We start from the raw sequence: 19,137 nt of genomic DNA, 5'->3' as shown, positions 1-19,137 counted from the left end.
CAGGATCGAGCATTGCGAGATCGCGCAGCGCCCCGTCGCGCATCGGTCGCATCTGGCCGCCGTCATGCGTCGCAGTGGCTGACAGCCGCCGCTGAATTCGTCAAGCGGCTAGTCAGCCGCAATTCGATCATGTATCAGTGCGCTTGATGGCGCTCTATCTCATATTGTTACTTCCTTTCATCGGTGCCCTGGGCGCCGGTCTGTTCCGTGCCAATGCCCGCAATGTGGAGGCGTGGTTGGCGGCGGCGGTGGCCGTTTCCGGCGCGGTTCTGCTGGGAAGGTTCTTTCCGCAGATGGTGGCGGGCGAGGTGATCCGCGTCTCGGTCGACTGGCTGCCGCAGTACGGCTTGTCGTTCGGCCTGCGCCTCGACGGCTTCGCATGGATGTTCGCCATGATGGTGACGGTGATCGGCGCGCTGGTGGTGGTCTATGCGCGCTACTACATGTCGCCTGCCGATCCCGTGCCGCGATTCTTTTCCTTCTTGCTGGCGTTCATGGGGTCGATGCTGGGCGTGGTGCTGTCGGGCAACCTGATCCAGCTGGTGATCTTCTGGGAGCTGACCAGCTTCACCTCGTTCGTGCTGATTGCGTACTGGTACCACCGTGCCGATGCGCGAGCCGGAGCGAGGATGGCATTGACCGTCACCGCGGCGGGTGGCGTGTTCCTGCTGGCCGGGGCCTTGATGCTGGGCCACATCTCGGGCGGCTACGAGTTGGACCAGGTGATCGCGGCGAGCGACGCCATTCGAGCGCATGCGCTCTATCCCTGGATCGTGGTCCTGGTGCTGCTCGGCGCATTCACCAAGAGCGCGCAGTTTCCATTCCAATTCTGGCTGCCTCGCGCCATGTCGGCGCCTACGCCCGTGTCCTCTTATTTGCATTCGGCGACCATGGTCAAAGCCGGCGTGTTCCTGTTGGCGCGCCTGTGGCCGGTGCTCTCGGGTACGGATCTGTGGTTCGCCATTGTCTCCAGCGCGGGACTGGCTTCGCTGCTGGTCGGTGCCTATGCCGCGACGTTCCAGCGCGACATGAAGGGTGTGCTTGCCTATTCCACCATCAGCCATCTTGGCCTGATCACGCTGCTGCTGGGCATGAACAGCCCGCTGGCACTGGTCGCTGCGGTGTTCCACATGCTGAATCACGCGACGTTCAAGGCATCGCTGTTCATGGCGGCCGGCGTTGTGGATCACGAGACCGGCACGCGCGATCTGCAACGCCTGGGCGGTCTGTATCAAGCCATGCCGATCACGGCGACGCTGGCGCTGGTGGCGGCCGCGGCCATGGCCGGCGTGCCGCTGCTGAATGGCTTTCTGTCCAAGGAGATGTTCTTTGCCGAGACCATCTTTGCGGGCGAAGCGCTCTGGGTGCGCATTTCTTTGCCGGCCGTCGCGACGCTGGCTGGCATGTTCAGCGTCGCGTACTCGGCACGCTTCATCCGTCAGGTGTTCTTCGGGGCCCGGCAAGGCGATTTGCCGCGCGAACCCCATGAACCCACGCGCTTGATGTTGTTGCCGAGCGCGATGCTGGTATTGGCGTGCTTGCTGGTGGGTACGCTGCCCGGGCCGACGGTGGGGCCGGTTCTCGACCTGGCGACACGCGCCATTCTCGGCGACGCACAGATGCCGCAATACAGCCTTGCCGTGTGGCACGGGCTGAGTACGCCATTGCTGATGAGCCTGGCTGCATTCGTCGGCGGCCTGGCGATTCACGCATGGTTGACGCACCTGGGACATCCGGTCGGTGTGCTGGCACCGATGTTCCGCCGCTTCGACGGCAAGCGGGCGTTTGCCGTGACACGGGTCAGGCTGATTCGCGGCGCGACGGTGTTGTTGCGGATCACCTGGTCCAGGCGTTTGCAGACGCAGCTTGGCCTGATCGTGCTCGCCGTCGTCGCGGCGGCCCTGGTCGCGACGGGAGATGCGTCCGGACTGAATCTCACCGCGCAGTTGTCACAGATCGATCCTGCCTTTGCGTTGCTGTGGCTGGTCGGAGGTGCTTGCGCCATCGGCGCGGCAGTGCAAGCCAAGTTCCATCGCCTGGCCGCGCTGATCATGGTCGGCTGCGTCGGGCTGGTGACGTCGCTCACCTTTGCATGGTTCTCCGCGCCCGATCTGGCGTTGACTCAGGTAAGTGTGGAGGTGGTGACGACCGTGCTGTTGCTGCTCGGATTGCGTTGGATGCCCAAGCGTCTGCCGATGGAACTGAAAAACCGCGACACCACGCGCGCCCGTGCTCGACGCATTCGCGACGCGACGCTCGCGGTCGTCGCGGGTTTGGGAATGGCGCTGCTGGCGTACGCGATACTCACCAAGCCGGCGGGACCGGGCATCCGCGATTTCATCGTGGAAAACGCGCTGCCGGGGGGTGGAGGGCAGAACATCGTCAATATCATCCTGGTCGACTTTCGCGGCTTCGATACGCTCGGTGAGATCACCGTGCTCGGCATCGTGGCGCTGACGATCTACAAGCTTTTGCGTCGTTTCCGTCCGGCACCGGAAGTTCTGACCTCGTGGGAGAAGCGTGATCCGTCGCATGAGCTTCCCGATCCGCGCGATCCGGTGCCCAAGGGCGCGCTGCTGGTGCCGGCCATCCTCGGGCGCATGCTGCTGCCCATGGCCGGCGTGGTCTCGGTGTTCTTTCTTCTGCGCGGGCACAACGCACCCGGCGGCGGTTTCGTCGGCGGCCTGGTGATGGCGACGGGCTTCATCGCGCAGTACCTGGTGAACGGAACGTTGTGGGTGGAATCGCGGATGCGCATCCATCCGCAATATTGGATCGGCGGCGGGTTGCTGTGCGCGGGCAGCGCCGGCGTGCTGTCCTGGTTCGCCTGGAAGCCGTTTTTGTCGGCGATGGTCTGGGAGCCGACGTTGCCGCTGCTCGGCAAATTGCACGTGTCGACGGTGTTGCTGTTCGACCTGGGTGTTTATCTCCTGGTGGTGGGCACCACCACGTTGATGTTGATCGCCCTCGCGCATCAATCGTTGCGCGCCCATCGCCGCACGACCGAGGGCGACCAGATGACCAGCGTCAGGATGGTGCGTTGATGGAGCTGATCTACTCTCTGGCCATCGGGATCTTTTGTGCCTGCGGTGTGTGGCTGCTGCTGCGGCCGCGTACCTTCCAGGTGATTCTGGGCCTGGCGCTGCTGTCCTATGCGACCAATCTGTTCATCTTCGCCATGGGCCGCCTGTCGCTCAACCGGCCGCCGCTGATCGATCCCAACGTGGTCCCCGATCCGTCGCTGTATGACGATCCCATACCGCAGGCGCTGGTGTTGACCGCCATCGTGATCGGCTTCGCCACCACGGCGCTGTTCCTGGTGATGTTGATTGCCGCGCGCGGCTTCACAGGCACCGACCATGTGGACGGCGTGGAGAAGGGCGAATGAGCAGTTGGCTGCAACATTTGCCGATCCTGCCGATCGTCCTGCCGCTCATGAGCGGCGCGCTGCTGCTGTTCCTGCCGCAGTCACGCGTCGTGCTGCGGTCGACGATAGCCGTTCTCACGACGTTGGCGCAGTTCGCCATCTCGGCGTACATGCTGCACCGGCTGATCGAGCCGCAGCCCGGTTTCCTCGAGCACGGCGTCGAGGTGTACGTGCTCGGCGGCTGGGCCGCGCCCTACGGCATCGTGCTGGTCGTCGATCGACTATCGGCTTTGATGTTGGCGCTGAACGCGGCCATTGCGCTGCCGGTGCACGTGTATTCGCTGGCGCGCTGGGATCGCGTGGGCGTGCACTATCACTCGCTGCTGTCGTTCCTGTTGATGGGCCTGAACGGGGCGTTTCTCACTGGCGACCTGTTCAACCTGTTCGTGTTCTTCGAGGTGCTGCTGGCCGCTTCCTATGGGTTGTTGATGCACGGCTCGAACGAGCCGCGCGTCAAGGCCGGCTTGCACTACGTCGCGGTCAATCTGGTCGGCTCGCTGACCTTCCTGATCGGCGTGTCGTTGCTCTATGGCGTCGCGGGCACGTTGAACATGGCCGATCTCGGCGCCAGGTGGCCGACGCTGGCGGGAGCGGATCGCCGTCTGTTCGAGGCCGGCGCGGGCATCCTTGGTGTTGCGTTTCTCATCAAGGCGGGCGTGTGGCCGCTCAACTTCTGGTTGCCTACTTCGTATAGCGCGGCCAGTCCGCCGGCGGCGGCGATGTTTGCAATCATGACCAAGGTCGGGGTCTATGCATTGCTGCGCATGGGTTCCTTGTTCGCACAGCCGGACGCTCCGGCGCCGTTCGGCGGTCCGTGGCTGTTCTATGGCACGGTGGCGACGATGTGGTTCGGGATCCTCGGCATGCTCGCGGCGCGGCAGTTGACGCGACTCGTCTCGTTCTCCGTCATCGCTTCTTCCGGCACGTTGCTCGCGATCATCGCGCTGGGCATCCCCTCGGCACTCGCGCCGATGCTGCTCTACATGATCGCTTCTGTTCCCGCGGCCACGGCCTTCTACTTGATCGCGGGTGTGAGCGAGCGATTGCGCGTCAACTCCGTCACCGAAACGATGGCGCCACAGCCGACGACCTACACCGCTTTCCTGGCGGAGGAGCCGCAGGAGTCCGACGCGCCGGAGAACGAGCTCGATGAAGTCGGCGTCGCCATTCCGGCGGCCATGGCGTTCCTCGGCCTGGCATTCGTGAGTTGCGTGGTCCTCACGACTGGCATGCCGCCGCTGGTCGGATTTCTCGCCAAGTTCTCGATGATTTCCGCCCTGGTGGGGGTTGCCATGGACGAATCTTCGAAGGATGCATGGTTGCTGATCGTGTCGTTGCTGGCGGTGGGCTTTGCGGGACTGTTCGCGCTGAGCAATCGCGGCATACGCACGTTCTGGTCGACCACTCGAGCGACGCCGAGATTGCGCTTCATCGAAGCGGCGCCGGTGGCCTTCCTGATCGTGCTGTGTGTGGTCATGACCATGGCCGCCGGCTCGGTGATGGAATATCTGGATCTCGCGGCGCAGTGGCTGCAGGACCCGGCTGCATATATCCGCGCGGTCGTCCCGCGTGCCGAGGTGCCGCTATGAGGGGCATTCCACTGCTGTTTCCGCTGGGACTGACGGCGCTGTGGCTGGTGCTCAATGACTCGCTGTCGCCGGGCAATGTCCTGCTGGGCCTGGTGGTTGCGTTTGGCATGGTGCTCAGCTTTCAAAAGCTGCGGCCGGTGCGCCCGCGCCTGCACCGCGTTCACGTCGGTGTGAAACTCGCGTTCCAGGTGCTGATGGACATCATCCGTTCCAACATCGCTGTGGGACGCATCGTGCTCGGTTTCACCGGCGACCGCGAGATCAAGTCCGCGTTCCTGGATATTCCGCTGGAGCTGCGCGATCCCCATGGGCTAGCGGTATTGGCCATGATCGTGACCGCCACGCCCGGCACCGTCTGGGCAGGCCTGACCGACGACTCCTCGGTGGTGCGGTTGCACGTGCTGGATCTGCAGGATCCCGACCATTGGATTCGCACCATCAAACAGCGCTACGAGAAATCGCTCATGGAGATATTCGAATGAACGCCATTCTCGAAGCGGCAGTGTGGTTCGCGCAGATGTGTTTCGCCTTGGCGATGGTGAACGCCACGATTGCCATCATGCGCGGACCGACCGCGCAGGACCGCGTGCTGGCGTTCGACACGCTCTACATCAGCGGCATGTTGACGCTGCTGTTGTTCGGCGTGCGTTGGACGTCGAGCGTGCATTTCGAAGTCGCCATGCTGATCGCGTTGTTCGGCTTCGTCGGCTCGGCGTCGCTGGCGATGTTCCTGTATCGAGGCGAGGTGATCGAGCCATGATTCCCGACGTGCCGCTCTGGGCCGCAGTGCCGGCCACGCTGCTGCTCATCATCGGTGGCCTGCTGACGCTGGTCGGCTCGATCGGGCTGTTGCGACTGCCGAATTTCTTCATGCGCATCCACAGCGTTTCCATGGGCAACACGCTGGGCGTGGGCTCCGTGCTGATCGCCTCCATGCTGATGGCATCGGCCGTGGCGGGGCGACCGATCATTCACGAGCTGTTGATCACCCTGTTCGTGGTGTTCTCGGCGCCGATCACCGCCATCGTGCTGATGCAGGCGGCGATCAGAAGGACCAAGCCGCGTAAGTAGATGCTGCCCTCAGCGAGGTCGCCCTGGTATGGACCCGGTCGACCCGGTATGGATATGGCGGCGATCTTCCGGGTACAGTGCGGCATCTACCCTTCCTGCGCTTGGAACCCATGTTCGCTCCCAGGATGCATTCGCCGTGAACGACGTGAGCTGTCGAGTGCTGCTCGTCTCCGGGGAGGAAATCGCGCGCTATGGCTTTGGCGCCGGCCACCCGTTCGGTCCCGACCGGCATGAAGCCTTCATGCGGGAACTGCACCAATGCGGCATGGACGGCCGTGTGTTGCGGGCCAGTCCCCGGGCCGCGACCCGCGAAGAGCTGGAGTGGTTCCATTCGCCGGCGTATCTGGAATTGGTCCGACAGCGCTCGGCCACGGGTCATGGCTTTCTGGATGCCGGGGATACGCCGGCATTTCGGGGCGTTTACGAGGCCGCCAGTCATGTCGTCGGCGGCACGCTGACCGCGGTCGAGGCCGTGATGGCCGGCAAGGCCCGGCGCGCTTTCATTCCCATCGCCGGGCTGCATCATGCCGCGCCGGGCGGCGCAGCCGGATTTTGCGTGTTCAATGACTGCGGCGTGGCCGTTCATTACCTGCGGCGCAAGCACGGTTTGCAGCGAATCGCCTATGTCGACATCGATGCCCACCATGGCGACGGTGTGTACTATGCCTTCGAGGACGATCCGGACCTGCTGTTTGCGGATCTGCACGAAGACGGCCGCTACCTGTATCCGGGGACCGGTCTGGCGACCGAGACCGGTGCGGGACCGGCGCGCGGCACCAAGCTCAATATTCCTCTGCTGCCGGAATCCGACGATGCGGCATTTCACGAGGCTTGGGAGCGCGTCGAAGCGTACCTGCTGGCCGGCCAGCCCGAATTCATCCTGTTCCAGTGCGGCGCCGACAGCCTGGAGGGCGATCCGATCACCCATTTGCGCCTGAGCGAGAACGCGCACGGGCATGCCGCCGCCAGGTTGTGCGCCATCGCCGACCAGCTCGGGCACGGCCGCGTGGTCGGCATGGGCGGGGGCGGCTACAACCGCCGCAACCTGGCGCGTGCCTGGACCCGGGTGGTGGAGTCGTTCCTGGACAGCGAGGCACGCCCGGAAACGGCATTGTCGAAGGATTGAAGCCGTCGCAGGCGGCTGTATTTGCTGGAGATCACGGTAGCTGCCCCGGCCAAGGCGGCTGCTTTCCCGTACAATCGGCGTCCCCACTGCCGAGGTATCCATGTTCCCTGCCAATGCCCATATCGCCGGATTCGATCCGGAATTGCAGGCCGCGCTCGACGCTGAGCGCGCCCGCCAGGAAGCCCATATCGAGCTGATCGCTTCGGAGAACTACGCCAGCCCGCGTGTGCTCGAAGCGCAAGGCTCGGTACTGACCAACAAGTACGCCGAGGGTTACCCGGGCAAGCGATATTACGGCGGCTGCGAGCACGTCGACGTGGCCGAGCAATTGGCCATCGACCGCGCCAAGAAACTGTTCGGCGCGGCCTATGCGAACGTGCAGCCGCACTCCGGCTCGCAGGCCAATGCTGCCGCGTACCTGGCGTTGATCAATCCGGGCGACACCATTCTGGGCATGAGCCTGGACCATGGCGGCCACTTGACCCACGGCGCCAAAGTGAATTTCTCCGGCAAGCTGTTCAAGGCCGTGCAGTACGGCTTGAACCCCGCGACGGGTGAAATCGACTACGACCAGGTCGAGCGCCTGGCGCAGGAACATCGCCCCAAGCTGGTCATCGCTGGATTCTCGGCCTACTCGCGGGTCATCGATTGGGAGCGCTTCCGCAAGATCGCCGACAGCGTCGGGGCCTATTTCCTGGTCGACATGGCGCACGTTGCAGGTCTGGTTGCCGCGGGTGTGTACCCGAGTCCGGTGCAGATCGCTGACGTGACCACCACGACCACGCACAAGACGCTGCGCGGCCCGCGTGGTGGCCTGATCCTCGCGCGTGAGAACGAAGAGGTTCAGAAGAAGCTCAACTCGCTGGTGTTCCCGGGCACGCAGGGCGGCCCGCTGATGCATGTGATCGCCGCCAAGGCGGTGGCGCTGCTCGAAGCGTTGCAGCCCGAGTTCGTCGCCTATCAAAAGCAGGTCGTGGCGAATGCCCGTGCCATGGCGGCTACCTTCTTGAAGCGCGGCTACAAGGTCGTTTCCGGCGGCACCGACAATCATTTGTTCCTGCTGGACCTGATCGGCCGCGACATTACCGGCAAGGATGCGGATGCGGCGCTTGGCCGTGCTCACATCACGGTCAACAAGAACGCGGTGCCCAATGATCCGCGCTCGCCGTTCGTGACCAGCGGTCTGCGCATCGGCACGCCGGCTTCGACCACTCGCGGCTTCAAGGAAGCGGAAGTGACCGAGGTGGCCAACTGGATTTCCGACATCCTCGATGAGAACGGCAGCGAAGCGGCGGTGACGCGGACTCGCGCCAAGGTGGAGGAGATCTGCCGCAAATTCCCCGTCTACGCACCCGCGAAATAATCGCAGGAGAGCTGGACGGTTCCTTGGCCTTCTTATGCATTGCCCGTTCTGCAATCACGAGGAAACCAAGGTCATCGATTCGCGGCTGGCGGGCGAAGGGCAGCAGATTCGCCGCCGCCGCGAATGTTTGCAGTGTGGTGAGCGTTTCACCACGTTCGAGACCGCCGAGCTGGTCATGCCTCGCATCGTCAAGAGCGACGGCAGCCGCGCGCCGTTCGATGAGCAGAAGCTGCGCAACAGTCTGCTCAAGGCGCTGGAAAAACGCCCGGTGTCGAGCGAAGCGTTGGATGCTGCCGTCGTGCACATTTGTCACAAGCTGCGTGCGATGGGCGAGCGTGAAGTGGCTTCTCGATTGATCGGAGAGCTGGCGATGGAAGAGCTGCACTCGCTCGATGAAGTGGCGTATGTGCGCTTTGCGTCGGTGTATCGCAGCTTCCAGGACGTCGAGGCCTTTCGCGAAGAGATCGAGCGGATGCGCGCTCGCGTTCGCGATACCGAGGGTCAGCTGCCGCTGTGGGCGGGCGGCGAGACCAAAAAGAAATAGTCCTGCACGCCATGTTCTCCGAGTTCGACGAGCGGATGATGCAGCGGGCGATCGAGCTTGCTGCACTCGGTCGTCACACCACGCAACCGAATCCGAGTGTCGGTTGCATCGTCACTCGAGGGGACCGCATCGTTGGCGAGGGATGGCATCGCAAGTGGGGCGAGCCGCATGCCGAGCCGTTGGCATTGCAAGCGGCGGGCGAGCAGACGAAGGGTGCTACTGTTTACGTTACGCTCGAGCCGCACTCGTATCAGGGCCGTACTCCCCCGTGCACGGATGCGCTGATTCGTGCAGGCGTGCGTCGCGTCGTCATTGGCGTGCTCGACGCGAATCCCAAGGTGAGTGGCGACGGCGTGCGCCAACTGCAAGGCGCCGGAATCGACGTGCAGGTCGGTTTGCTTGCCGACGCTGCGCGGGAGCTGAATCTCGGGTTCGAGAAGCGAATGGTCACGGGCCTGCCGCGGCTGGTCGTCAAGTCCGCGATCAGCCTGGATGGACGCATTGCGCTCGCCAATGGTCAGAGCAAATGGATCACAGGGGGCGCGGCACGCGCCGACGTGCAGCAGGTGCGCTCCCGGATGAGTGCAGTACTCACTGGTGTCGATACGGTGCTGGCGGATGATCCGCGCTTGGATGTTCGCGATCCGTCGATCGACATGCTTGGCCGCCAGCCGCTCAGAGTTGTGCTCGACAGCAAGCTGCGCACACCACCGACCGCGGCCATGCTGAAACTGCCGGGCGAGACGTTGGTGTTCACGGGCGCCACGGCCGATGCAGCGAATGCCGGGCCTGGTGAGGCGGCATCGTTTTCCGCGAAGACAGCTGCCGCTGCGGACGAATTGCGCCGCGCCGGAGCCAATGTTATTGCTGCGACTCTGGATCCTTTCGGCCGAATCGATCTGGATTTCGTGCTGCGCGAGCTGGGGCGCCGGATGTGCAATGACGTGCTGGTCGAGGCCGGGCCGACGCTGGTCGGGCGAATTCTGCAGCTGGACCTGGCGGACGAGGTGATTGCCTACGTTGCGCCCCTGCTGCTCGGGCCGGACGCGCGCGCCATGGCCAATCTGCCGCCCTTGCAGGCACTCGATCAGGCGCAACGATATACAATGCACGCCGTCGAGCGGATCGGCGACGACGTGAAGTTGACGCTGCGCCGCCGCTCCTGAAGAGCCACTATTCATCAGTCGCATCTCATGTTCACGGGAATTGTTCAATCTGTCGGCGAGGTTCGCGCCGTCACGCCTCGCGGCGGTGATGTGGAGCTGTTGATTGGCGCCCCTGGTCTGGATCTGAAGTCGGTCGCCATTGGCGACAGCATCAGCTGCAGCGGCTGCTGCCTGACCGTGACGCGCATCGAGGGCGATGCCTTCGCCGCCGACGCTTCATTGGAAACATTGAATGTGACGACGCTGGGGCAGTGGCGCCCGGGCCATCGGCTCAACCTCGAGAAGGCGTTGTGCGCCGGCCAGCCGCTCGGCGGTCATTACGTGACAGGCCACGTGGACGGTATTGCCACCGTCACCGAACGCGTCAACGATGCGCGCTCGATTCGTGTGCAGTTCGAAGTGCCGTCGCACCTTGCTCGCTACATCGCGCGCAAGGGTTCTGTTTGCATCGATGGCGTCAGCCTTACGGTCAACGACGTCGATGCGGCACGGTTCTCCGTCAACTTGATTCCTCATACGCTCGAAGTGACCACGCTCAACGAGTGTCGCGCCGGCACGCGCGTCAATCTCGAGGTGGATATCATCGCGCGCTACCTCGAACGACTGAACGCTCCCGCCTGAAGATCGAGTCCCGCATGAAGCTGAATACTATCGATGAGATCCTGGCCGACATCCGCGCCGGCAAAATGGTCATCATCATGGACGACGAGGACCGTGAGAACGAAGGCGATCTGGTGATGGCGGCCGAGTTCGTCCGTCCCGAAGATGTGAATTTCATGGTGCGCTACGCGCGCGGCCTGATCTGCCTCACGTTGACGAGAGATCGCTGCAAACAGCTGCGCTTGCCCCTGATGGTGAGCGAAACCCACGTCGACCATCGCACCAATTTCACGTTGTCCATCGAAGCGGCTGAGGGCGTGACGACCGGCATCTCGGCGCACGATCGCGCCGCTACGATTCGCGCCGCCGTGCGTCCCGATGCGAAGCCCGAAGATCTGCGCCAGCCCGGCCACATCTTTCCCATCATGGCGCAGGCCGGTGGGGTACTGACTCGCGCCGGTCACACCGAAGCGGGTTGTGACCTGACGCGACTGGCCGGTCTGGAACCGGCCGCGGCCATCGTCGAGATCCTGAATGACGACGGCACCATGGCGCGCCGGCCGGACCTGGAGAAGTTCGCCAAGCAGCACAACCTCAAGATCGGCACCATCGCCGACCTGATACGCTATCGATTGGAGAAGGAGCGCTCGGTGGAGCGCATCTCCGAGCAGCAGGTGCACACGGAACTCGGCTCCTTCCGCATGTACTGCTACGAGGATCACGTGAATCGCACAGTGCACCTGGCGCTGGTGGCGGGCGAGTTGCAGGCGGACAAGCCGCCGCTGGTTCGCGTGCATTTGAAGAACACGCTCGGCGATGTGGTCGGCATTCACGACCCGGCGCTCGGCTGGCCGCTGCGTTCGGCGATGGCTCGCATCGCCAAGGAAGGGCAGGGCGTGATTGTGATCCTGCGCCCGGATGAGACGCCGCGTGACTTGATGGACGCCGTCGCTGCGCTCAGCCATCCCGAGAGGGCGACGCGCGAGCCCCGCGTCGGGCCGGAAGGGCTGCGGACCTACGGTATCGGCGCGCAGATCCTGCGAGACCTGGGCGTAACCCGAATGCGCGTGCTGTCCGCGCCCAAGCACATGCATGGCCTGTCCGGCTTCGACCTGGAAGTGGTCGAGTACGTCGACGACTGAGCCGGCGGGGCGGGTACTGCATTGCCTGTACCCGCAGCGCTAACCCCTCGCAGGGCTTCAGAAATTTGCTCATTCGGCAGCGGTCTGAACGCCGCTCCGGTATACTCCGCGCCGCGCCGTTGTCGGGCGCCAACCACCCGCGCTATTCCATGGACCCCATCAAGACCCTCGAAGGCGACCTGCAATGTCGCGAGCTGCGCTTCGCCATCCTGGCGGCACGCTTCAATGAGTTCATCGTCGACCAACTGGTGAAAGGCGCGGTCGACTCGCTGCGGCGTCACGGCGCCAGCGACAAGCAGATCGAAATCGTCCGCGCGCCGGGTGCTTTCGACCTGCCGGTGGTGGCTCGCAAGCTCGCGCTGAGCAAGCGCTATGACGCGATCATCGCGCTCGGGGCCGTGATCAAGGGAGCGACCGCGCACTTCGACTATGTCGCGGGTGAATGCGCCGGCGGCCTCGCTCGCGTCGCCAATGACACGGGCGTGCCGGTCTCCTTCGGCGTGCTGACCACCGACACCATCGAGCAGGCGGTGGAACGCGCCGGCACCAAGGCAGGCAACAAAGGCGCCGATGCGGCGGTCACCGCGATCGAGCTCGCCAACCTGCTGCGCAAGATCGAGGTTTGATGACTGACGAGGCTCCCAAACAAATCGCGCGCGGGACTGGCTCCCGCGCGCGTTCGCTCGCGCGCAAGCTGGCGATGCAGGCGTTGTATCAGTGGCAACTGACGCAGCAGTCCGCCGCCGAGATCAAGCAGCAGTATCTGGAAAGCGAGGACTCGGCTGGCGTCGACGAAGATCATTTCGTCGAGCTGGTCACGCAGGCCATCGCTCGCCACGAAACGATCACGGCCACGTTGAAGCCGTTCGTCGACCGTCCGCTGGAGCAGCTCGATCCGGTCGAGGCTGCCATCCTGATGATCGGCGTGTACGAGTTGCAGCAGCGCCTCGACATTCCGTACCGCGTCGTGATCAATGAAGGCGTGGACCTGTGCAAGCGCTTCGGTGCCACCGACGCGCACAAGTACATCAACGCCGTGCTCGACCGCGCCGCCCGCGAGATCCGAGCCGCCGAACGGCAATAGCCGCCGCAGGGGTTAGCGGTTAGTGGCTGGTGGTTAGTCAGATATGCAGCACCCTAGCCGCCGTTCTGCTCTTCGACTAACCGCTAACCGCCAACCGCTAGCCACCGGCAGCAGGCGCAACGCAGTGTCATTGAGGCTACTCTAACCTCATGAGCCTCGGCGAATTCGACATCATCGCTCGCTACTTTGCGCGCAAGAGCGCGAGGAGCGATGTCTTGCTCGGCATTGGCGACGATGCCGCCGTGGTCGACTCGCACGCGGGTCGCAAGCTGGTGGTCGCCGTCGACACCATTGTCGAAGGCGTTCATTTTCTCGCCAACATCGACCCCGTCGATATCGGCTATCGCGCACTCGCGGTCAATCTCAGCGACGTGGCGGCGATGGGCGCGGAGCCCGCGTGGATGACCTTGTCCTTGTCCCTGCCTCGCGCGAATGAGCAATGGCTCGATGGCTTCGCCCGCGGCTTGTTCGAGCTTGCGAATGAATACAACGTCGCCTTGGTTGGCGGCGATACGGTGCGAGGCCCGCTGGTGATCACCGTGCAGATCGCCGGCTGGGTCGAAGCCGATGCCTGGCTGGCGCGTTCAGGTGCGAAGCCGGGCGATCTGATATTCGTTTCCGGCATCCCGGGAGAAGCGGCTGCGGGGCTCGCAGTCATTCAGCGTCGCATCTTGGGGGGCGAGTCGGCAGCATTCCTGACCCATCGCTTTCTTCGGCCGCGGCCGCGCATCGAACTGGGCCGCCAGTTGCGAACTGTTGCCACTGCAGCCATGGATGTTTCCGATGGCCTGCTCACCGATTTGAAGAAACTGTGCGCAGCAAGTGGCTGCGGCGCGCAGCTGAACGTGGATCTGTTGCCCGAGTCCGCCGCCATGCGTGAATTGTTCGAAGTTGACGACTGTCTGCAGTACGCGCTCTCCGGCGGCGACGACTACGAATTGCTGTTCACCTTGCCGCCGGATCAAGCCTTAGCGGTATTGAGTAAGCTGCAACTTCAGCAACGAGTGACGCAAATTGGCGTCATCACCGCACCGACTTCAGACGACGCGCGTGTGCAATGCTTGCGCAATGGCCGGCCGTTCAGGATCGAGCGCGGCGGCTACGATCATTTCGCCGCGGGCAAGCAGGGCTGACGGATGGCCAAGGGCGGCAAAGAAACGACGCCGGGAACGAGGTTCACCACGCATCCCGCATTCATGCGCGATCCTGTGCATCTGATCGCGTTCGGTTTCGGCAGCGGCCTGATCCCGTGGGCGCCAGGCACATGGGGCACGCTGATCGCAATCCCAATCACGCTTTTTGTGATGCAGTTCGGCTTCGCCGTGCATCTGGCTTTTGCCGTCCTTGCCGCTATCTTCGGCATCTACGTCTGTGGGGAGAGCGCGCGCAAGCTCGGTGTACACGATCATCCCGGTATCGTGTGGGACGAGATCACGGGCTTCGCCGTCACGATGTTGACGGTGCCGCCGTCCGTGGGCGGCTCGTTGCCTGAGCCGTACTGGGTGCTGGCAGGTTTTCTGTTGTTCCGCCTGCTGGACATCTGGAAGCCCTGGCCGATCCGGGAGGCTGATCACAGTCTCTCCGGCGGGCTGGGAATTATGCTTGATGACGTTATTGCGGGCGTTTTCGCGGCAGCGATTCTGCTCGGCATACAGTACATCCTCTAGTGCACGGCCCTGCAGGGGCGGTGCGATAACGACGCGAGTCAGTGAGCCCGTAGTGAGCCCGAGCAGTGAGATGGGCGGTCTGATGGCACAGCGCAGCGCCACGCGCGAGCAGCGAATTCCCGAGAAGATCGGGAAATATGTCATCGTCAAAGAAGTCGGTCGCGGCAGCACCGGCGTCGTTTATCTATCCCACGATCCTTATTACCGCCGCGACGTCGCCATCAAGGTCTACAACCTCGAGTCGCACGACGAAGATCGTCAGCGCGTCACGCGCAAGATGTTTCTTTCCGAGGCGCACATGGTCGGTATGCTGCAGCATCCGAACATCCTGCCGATTTTCGATGCCGGCGAAGAGAACGGTCACTACTACATCGTGACCGAGCACGTGCACGGCGCGCGCACGCTGTCGGCCTATTGCAAGCCGGACAATCTGCTGCCCGTCGATGACGTGGTGGAGATCATGTACAAGTGCGCCAAGGCGCTGCACTACGCCCACAGCCGCGGCGTCATCCATCGCGACATCAAGCCGTCGAACATCATGCTCACGCAGGCCAACGACGTGCGCATCATCGACTTCGGCATCGCGCTGGTCGCCGACTCGGATATCTCGCGCATCGAAGGCATCGCGGGCAGTCCGTCGTATATGTCGCCCGAACAGGTACAGTCGCTGGAGATCACCAACCGATCGGATCTGTATTCACTGGGAGCCGTGCTGTACGAGATGCTGACCGGCTTCCGCCCGTTCCGCGGCGGCAATCTTTCCAAGCTACTGCATCAGATCGTCTACGCCACGGCACAACCGATTCACACGCTGCGTCCGGACATTCCGGAAGTGCTGGAGAACTCGGTTGCCAAGGCACTGCAGAAGGATCCAGGCAAGCGTTATCGCAACGGCCTCGAGCTTGCTGCCGATCTGACGCGCGTGCATCAGGCGCTGCGCGACGGTACGTCCAAGCTGGATCGCCAGGAACAGTTCTCCATCCTGCGCACGCTGAAGTTCTTCCATGACTTCTCGCAGTCCGAAATTCTCGAAGTGCTGCGCGCCAGTACCTGGCAGGACTACGAGGAAGGCGAGGAGATCGTCAAGGAAGGCGAAATGGACGATCGCTTCTACGTCATCGTCTCCGGCAGCGTCGCGGTGATGCGCAGTGGCAATGCCGTCGGCGAGCTGGACGCAGGTGATTGCTTCGGCGAGACCAGCTATGTCCGCGGCGCCAAACGGTTGGCCACGATCAAGGCACTTACTGGTGTGACTTTGATGAAGGTCAGCTCGACCTTGCTCGAACAGAGCTCGGCAGCGTGCCAGCTGCGCTTCAACAAGGTGTTCCTACGGAGCCTGATCAGCCGCTTGCAAAGCGCCAGCTGATATCGCGGCCGCGTTGTTATTTTGGTGAGTGGGCTTACAGCCCGGCCACCTCATCCTTGTCCTTCTCGATCAACGCATACGCCGAATGATTGTGGATCGACTCGAAGTTCTCCGCTTCGACCACGTACGCGCGCACGCGATCCTCGTTGTTCATCCGCACCGCGACGTCGCGAACGATGTCTTCGACGAACTTCGGGTTCTCGTAGGCCCGCTCGGTCACGTGTTTCTCGTCGGCCCGCTTGAGAATGCCGTACACCTCGCATGAGGCTTCCGACTCGGCGATGTCGATGAGCTCCTCCAGCCACATGTGACCTTCGACTTTCGCCTTGATGGTGATGTGCGAGCGCTGGTTGTGCGCGCCGTACTTGGAGATGTCCTTGGAGCAGGGGCACAGACTGGTGGCGGCCACGACGACCTTGAGCCACAGCTCAGACCTGCCGTTGTGCAGCTCGCCGATCAGCGACGCCTGATAGTTCATCAGGCTCTCCACGCCCGACACCGGCGCTTTCTTCATCACGAAGAACGGAAATGCCATCTCGATGTGACCGGTCTGCGCGTTCAGCTTCTCGGTCATCTGAGCCAGGATGTCGCGGAACGACTCGACGGAAATCTCGCGCTCGTTGCCATGGAGCAGCTCGACGAAGCGCGACATGTGCGTGCCCTTGAAGTTGTGGGGCAGGGCCACGTACATGTTGAAGTTGGCGATGGTGTGCTGCTCGCCGCTGGAGCGGTCCTTTACCCGTACCGGGTGATACACGTCCTTGATGCCGACCTTGTTGATCGGAATGCGGCGGGAGTCGGCGCGGGCCTGCACGTCCTCGATGGAGGTGGGCGGCGGGGGCGCGACGCTTTTGGGCAATGTCGACATACGGGATTTCCGGGCCGGGCCGGAGCACCGGCCCTACAGGCTGCCTCAATTTAGTCGCGGCCAGTATAGATCAAGGGTGCCCAGGGCCGTTCCCCCGCCCTGGAAATACTGAAATGCCAAAAACGGGCGGTTTGTGGTTGGCGGTTAGGGGTTAGTAAGAGATCCGAGGCTCTGAACCAACCGCTAACCGCCGACCGCTAACCGCTTTTCGCCCTGCCACCAGCGCGAAATGGCGCTCTCCAGCGACGCCAGGTCCAGCCCGGCGGCTGCCAGGCAGTCCTCGCGAGTGCCGTGCTCCATGAACCGGTCGGGAATACCGAGGTTCAGGATGGGCGGAATATGTCCGTGCGCGGCCAGGCATTCGGTGATGGCCGAGCCGGCGCCACCGGCCACGACATTCTCTTCGACGGTCACGATGGCGCGGTGATTGGCCGCCACGCGCGCAATCAGCTCTTCATCCAACGGCTTGATGAAGCGCAGGTTCACCACGGTCGCATCGATTTTCTCGGCGATCATTTCGCACATTGGAACCATCGCGCCGACTGCGAAGATGGCGAGCCCGCTGCGGCCTTCACGCCGCACCTGAGCCTTGCCGATCGGCAGCGCTCGCATGGTCGCTTCGATGGTCGCGCCGCAGCCCTGGCCGCGCGGATAACGCACAGCGGCCGGCGCGTTGGACTGCACGGCGGTGTAGAGCATCTGACGGCACTCGTTCTCGTCCGCCGGCGCCATCACGATCAAATTCGGGATACAGCGCATGAACGACAGATCGTAGCTGCCCTGGTGAGTGGCGCCATCGCCGCCGACCAGGCCGGCGCGATCGATGGCGAATGTCACCGGCAAGTTCTGAATCGCGACGTCATGAATCAATTGATCGTAGGCACGCTGCAGGAAGGTCGAGTAGATCGCCACCACCGGCTTCAACCCGTCGCACGCCATGCCGGCCGCGAGCGTCACCGCATGCTGTTCGGCGATCGCCACGTCGAAGTATCGGCTGGCGAAACGTTTGGAATATTCGACGAGACCCGAGCCTTCACGCATGGCCGGCGTGATCGCGACCACGTTCGGATCGGCCTCGGCCATGTCGCACAGCCATTGACCGAACACCTGGGAGTAGCTCGGCCCGGTGGCTTTTTCCTTGAAGATCACGCCGCTCTTGGGATCGAACGGCCCGGGCCCGTGCCACTTGATCGGGTCGGCCTCGGCCGGCGCATACCCTTTGCCCTTGCGCGTGATCACGTGCAGGAACTGCGGGCCCTTCAGGTCGCGCAGGTTCTTCAGCGTCGCCACCAGCGCATTCACATCATGACCGTCGATCGGACCGATGTAGTTGAAGCCCATCTCTTCGAAGATCGTGCCGGGCAGCACCATGCCTTTCATGTGCTCTTCCGAGCGCCGCGCCAGCTCCCACACCGTGGGCATGCGGCTCAGCACTTTCTTGCTGCCTTCCCGCAAGGTCGCATACAACTTTCCCGACAGCACGCGCGCGAAGTAGTTGGAGAACGCGCCGACGTTCTCCGAGATGGACATGTCGTTGTCGTTGAGGATCACCAGCATGTCCACGTCCAGGCTGCCGGCGTGGTTCAGCGCTTCGAAGGCCATGCCGCCGCTCATCGCGCCATCGCCGATCACGGCAACCACGCGGCGCCGCTCGTTCTTCGCGGCGGCGGCGATTGCCATGCCGAGGGCGGCGCTGATCGAAGTGCTGGAATGACCGACGCCGAACGTGTCGTACTCGCTCTCGCTGCGGGTCGGAAAGGGCGCGAGACCGTGCTTCTGCTTGATGGTATGCAGCCGGTCGCGACGGCCGGTCAGCACCTTGTGCGGATAGGCCTGGTGGCCCACATCCCACACCAGGCGGTCGTGCGGGGTTTCAAAGACATAATGCAGCGCCACCGCCAGCTCGACGGTGCCCAGCCCGGCGGCGAAGTGACCACCCATCTGGCTGACGGTATCGATCAGATACTGGCGCAGCTCGCTGGCGACCTGAGTCAGCTCGCTGGCGGGCAGTGCGCGCAGGTCGGCTGGTGAGCTGATCGATGCCAGCAACGGATGAGGCGTGGCGGGATTCATGAGCTGCGAAGTCTACAGGAAACGGGACGGGCGATTGCTGGCCAGGTGATG

At 63.4% G+C, this 19,137-nt stretch carries 19 protein-coding genes; 17 read left to right on the top strand and 2 right to left on the bottom strand.

Annotated features, from left to right (window positions below; all coding sequences use genetic code 11):
- The first annotated feature begins 146 nt into the window (after nucleotides 1-146).
- The 17 genes from VGE08_RS26070 to VGE08_RS25990 all read left to right on the top strand — a co-directional run bounded on the left by VGE08_RS26070 (nucleotide 147) and on the right by VGE08_RS25990 (nucleotide 16,145).
- On the top strand, nucleotides 147-3,044 hold the full coding sequence (locus VGE08_RS26070) for a monovalent cation/H+ antiporter subunit A (protein WP_331070873.1): 2,898 nt from the start codon (nucleotides 147-149) through the stop codon (nucleotides 3,042-3,044).
- Nucleotides 3,044-3,388: a Na+/H+ antiporter subunit C gene (locus tag VGE08_RS26065; RefSeq protein WP_331070872.1), complete on the top strand. Its 345-nt coding sequence runs from the start codon at nucleotides 3,044-3,046 to the stop codon at nucleotides 3,386-3,388. Before VGE08_RS26070 ends, VGE08_RS26065 begins: the two co-directional genes overlap by 1 nt.
- Entirely contained in the window at nucleotides 3,385-5,016 is a 1,632-nt protein-coding gene (locus VGE08_RS26060) for a monovalent cation/H+ antiporter subunit D (RefSeq protein WP_331070871.1), read from the top strand. Before VGE08_RS26065 ends, VGE08_RS26060 begins: the two co-directional genes overlap by 4 nt.
- Nucleotides 5,013-5,498, top strand: coding sequence for a Na+/H+ antiporter subunit E (locus VGE08_RS26055; protein ID WP_331070870.1), 486 nt, complete (start codon nucleotides 5,013-5,015; stop codon nucleotides 5,496-5,498). The genes VGE08_RS26060 and VGE08_RS26055 overlap by 4 nt, the downstream gene beginning before the upstream one ends.
- A complete protein-coding gene (locus VGE08_RS26050; RefSeq protein ID WP_331070869.1) occupies nucleotides 5,495-5,776 on the top strand; it encodes a K+/H+ antiporter subunit F in 282 nt (93 codons plus the stop codon). Before VGE08_RS26055 ends, VGE08_RS26050 begins: the two co-directional genes overlap by 4 nt.
- Nucleotides 5,773-6,087: a monovalent cation/H(+) antiporter subunit G gene (gene mnhG, locus VGE08_RS26045; protein WP_331070868.1), complete on the top strand. Its 315-nt coding sequence runs from the start codon at nucleotides 5,773-5,775 to the stop codon at nucleotides 6,085-6,087. Before VGE08_RS26050 ends, mnhG begins: the two co-directional genes overlap by 4 nt.
- 136 nt (nucleotides 6,088-6,223) lie before the next feature.
- Nucleotides 6,224-7,213: an acetoin utilization protein AcuC gene (locus VGE08_RS26040; RefSeq protein WP_331070867.1), complete on the top strand. Its 990-nt coding sequence runs from the start codon at nucleotides 6,224-6,226 to the stop codon at nucleotides 7,211-7,213.
- Between the two features lie 100 nt (nucleotides 7,214-7,313).
- Nucleotides 7,314-8,576, top strand: a complete 1,263-nt coding sequence (glyA, locus tag VGE08_RS26035) for a serine hydroxymethyltransferase (RefSeq protein ID WP_331070866.1) — start codon at nucleotides 7,314-7,316, stop codon at nucleotides 8,574-8,576.
- 34 nt (nucleotides 8,577-8,610) lie between these two features.
- Complete coding sequence (nrdR, locus tag VGE08_RS26030) at nucleotides 8,611-9,120, top strand: transcriptional regulator NrdR (RefSeq protein ID WP_331070865.1); 510 nt, start codon at nucleotides 8,611-8,613, stop codon at nucleotides 9,118-9,120.
- A gap of 11 nt (nucleotides 9,121-9,131) precedes the next feature.
- Complete coding sequence (gene ribD, locus VGE08_RS26025) at nucleotides 9,132-10,286, top strand: bifunctional diaminohydroxyphosphoribosylaminopyrimidine deaminase/5-amino-6-(5-phosphoribosylamino)uracil reductase RibD (protein WP_331070864.1); 1,155 nt, start codon at nucleotides 9,132-9,134, stop codon at nucleotides 10,284-10,286.
- A gap of 27 nt (nucleotides 10,287-10,313) precedes the next feature.
- Entirely contained in the window at nucleotides 10,314-10,907 is a 594-nt protein-coding gene (locus VGE08_RS26020; protein WP_331070863.1) for a riboflavin synthase, read from the top strand.
- Nucleotides 10,908-10,921: 14 nt separating this feature from the next.
- Nucleotides 10,922-12,028 carry a bifunctional 3,4-dihydroxy-2-butanone-4-phosphate synthase/GTP cyclohydrolase II gene (ribBA, locus tag VGE08_RS26015; protein WP_331070862.1) on the top strand — a complete coding sequence of 369 codons (1,107 nt, stop codon included), beginning with the start codon at nucleotides 10,922-10,924 and terminating at the stop codon, nucleotides 12,026-12,028.
- 149 nt (nucleotides 12,029-12,177) lie between these two features.
- Complete coding sequence (ribE, locus tag VGE08_RS26010; protein WP_331070861.1) at nucleotides 12,178-12,654, top strand: 6,7-dimethyl-8-ribityllumazine synthase; 477 nt, start codon at nucleotides 12,178-12,180, stop codon at nucleotides 12,652-12,654.
- On the top strand, nucleotides 12,654-13,112 hold the full coding sequence (gene nusB / locus VGE08_RS26005) for a transcription antitermination factor NusB (RefSeq protein WP_331070860.1): 459 nt from the start codon (nucleotides 12,654-12,656) through the stop codon (nucleotides 13,110-13,112). The genes ribE and nusB overlap by 1 nt, the downstream gene beginning before the upstream one ends.
- 149 nt (nucleotides 13,113-13,261) lie before the next feature.
- The gene (gene thiL / locus VGE08_RS26000; protein WP_331070859.1) at nucleotides 13,262-14,245 is read left to right on the top strand and encodes a thiamine-phosphate kinase; all 984 of its coding nucleotides are present in this window, start codon (nucleotides 13,262-13,264) and stop codon (nucleotides 14,243-14,245) included.
- 3 nt (nucleotides 14,246-14,248) lie between these two features.
- A complete protein-coding gene (locus VGE08_RS25995) occupies nucleotides 14,249-14,779 on the top strand; it encodes a phosphatidylglycerophosphatase A (protein WP_331070858.1) in 531 nt (176 codons plus the stop codon).
- Nucleotides 14,780-14,831: 52 nt separating this feature from the next.
- Complete coding sequence (locus VGE08_RS25990) at nucleotides 14,832-16,145, top strand: serine/threonine-protein kinase (RefSeq protein WP_331070857.1); 1,314 nt, start codon at nucleotides 14,832-14,834, stop codon at nucleotides 16,143-16,145.
- A 34-nt stretch (nucleotides 16,146-16,179) separates the two neighbouring features.
- Here VGE08_RS25990 and folE2 read toward each other — a convergent pair whose 3' ends face one another.
- Together folE2 and dxs are read right to left on the bottom strand one after the other, a co-directional pair.
- On the bottom strand, nucleotides 16,180-17,013 hold the full coding sequence (gene folE2, locus VGE08_RS25985) for a GTP cyclohydrolase FolE2 (protein WP_331070856.1): 834 nt from the start codon (nucleotides 17,011-17,013) through the stop codon (nucleotides 16,180-16,182).
- A 183-nt stretch (nucleotides 17,014-17,196) separates the two neighbouring features.
- Nucleotides 17,197-19,086, bottom strand: coding sequence for a 1-deoxy-D-xylulose-5-phosphate synthase (dxs, locus tag VGE08_RS25980; RefSeq protein ID WP_331070855.1), 1,890 nt, complete (start codon nucleotides 19,084-19,086; stop codon nucleotides 17,197-17,199).
- Nucleotides 19,087-19,137: the final 51 nt, after the last annotated feature.

Origin of the sequence: Steroidobacter sp. (assembly GCF_036406195.1) — a bacterium.
GTDB lineage: Bacteria > Pseudomonadota > Gammaproteobacteria > Steroidobacterales > Steroidobacteraceae > Steroidobacter.
Note: the sequence above shows the minus strand (reverse complement) of the source record. Positions and strands in the feature narration are given on the sequence as shown.

What these genes read in the sequence shown, in the direction of transcription:
- VGE08_RS26070 (WP_331070873.1), top strand. Translation starts at nt 147, where the DNA reads ATGGCGCTCTATCTCATATTGTTACTTCCTTTCATCGGTGCCCTGGGC.
- VGE08_RS26065 (WP_331070872.1), top strand. Translation starts at nt 3,044, where the DNA reads ATGGAGCTGATCTACTCTCTGGCCATCGGGATCTTTTGTGCCTGCGGT.
- VGE08_RS26060 (WP_331070871.1), top strand. Translation starts at nt 3,385, where the DNA reads ATGAGCAGTTGGCTGCAACATTTGCCGATCCTGCCGATCGTCCTGCCG.
- VGE08_RS26055 (WP_331070870.1), top strand. Translation starts at nt 5,013, where the DNA reads ATGAGGGGCATTCCACTGCTGTTTCCGCTGGGACTGACGGCGCTGTGG.
- VGE08_RS26050 (WP_331070869.1), top strand. Translation starts at nt 5,495, where the DNA reads ATGAACGCCATTCTCGAAGCGGCAGTGTGGTTCGCGCAGATGTGTTTC.
- mnhG (WP_331070868.1), top strand. Translation starts at nt 5,773, where the DNA reads ATGATTCCCGACGTGCCGCTCTGGGCCGCAGTGCCGGCCACGCTGCTG.
- glyA (WP_331070866.1), top strand. Translation starts at nt 7,314, where the DNA reads ATGTTCCCTGCCAATGCCCATATCGCCGGATTCGATCCGGAATTGCAG.
- nrdR (WP_331070865.1), top strand. Translation starts at nt 8,611, where the DNA reads ATGCATTGCCCGTTCTGCAATCACGAGGAAACCAAGGTCATCGATTCG.
- ribD (WP_331070864.1), top strand. Translation starts at nt 9,132, where the DNA reads ATGTTCTCCGAGTTCGACGAGCGGATGATGCAGCGGGCGATCGAGCTT.
- VGE08_RS26020 (WP_331070863.1), top strand. Translation starts at nt 10,314, where the DNA reads ATGTTCACGGGAATTGTTCAATCTGTCGGCGAGGTTCGCGCCGTCACG.
- ribBA (WP_331070862.1), top strand. Translation starts at nt 10,922, where the DNA reads ATGAAGCTGAATACTATCGATGAGATCCTGGCCGACATCCGCGCCGGC.
- ribE (WP_331070861.1), top strand. Translation starts at nt 12,178, where the DNA reads ATGGACCCCATCAAGACCCTCGAAGGCGACCTGCAATGTCGCGAGCTG.
- nusB (WP_331070860.1), top strand. Translation starts at nt 12,654, where the DNA reads ATGACTGACGAGGCTCCCAAACAAATCGCGCGCGGGACTGGCTCCCGC.
- thiL (WP_331070859.1), top strand. Translation starts at nt 13,262, where the DNA reads ATGAGCCTCGGCGAATTCGACATCATCGCTCGCTACTTTGCGCGCAAG.
- VGE08_RS25995 (WP_331070858.1), top strand. Translation starts at nt 14,249, where the DNA reads ATGGCCAAGGGCGGCAAAGAAACGACGCCGGGAACGAGGTTCACCACG.
- folE2 (WP_331070856.1), bottom strand. Translation starts at nt 17,013, where the DNA reads ATGTCGACATTGCCCAAAAGCGTCGCGCCCCCGCCGCCCACCTCCATC.
- dxs (WP_331070855.1), bottom strand. Translation starts at nt 19,086, where the DNA reads ATGAATCCCGCCACGCCTCATCCGTTGCTGGCATCGATCAGCTCACCA.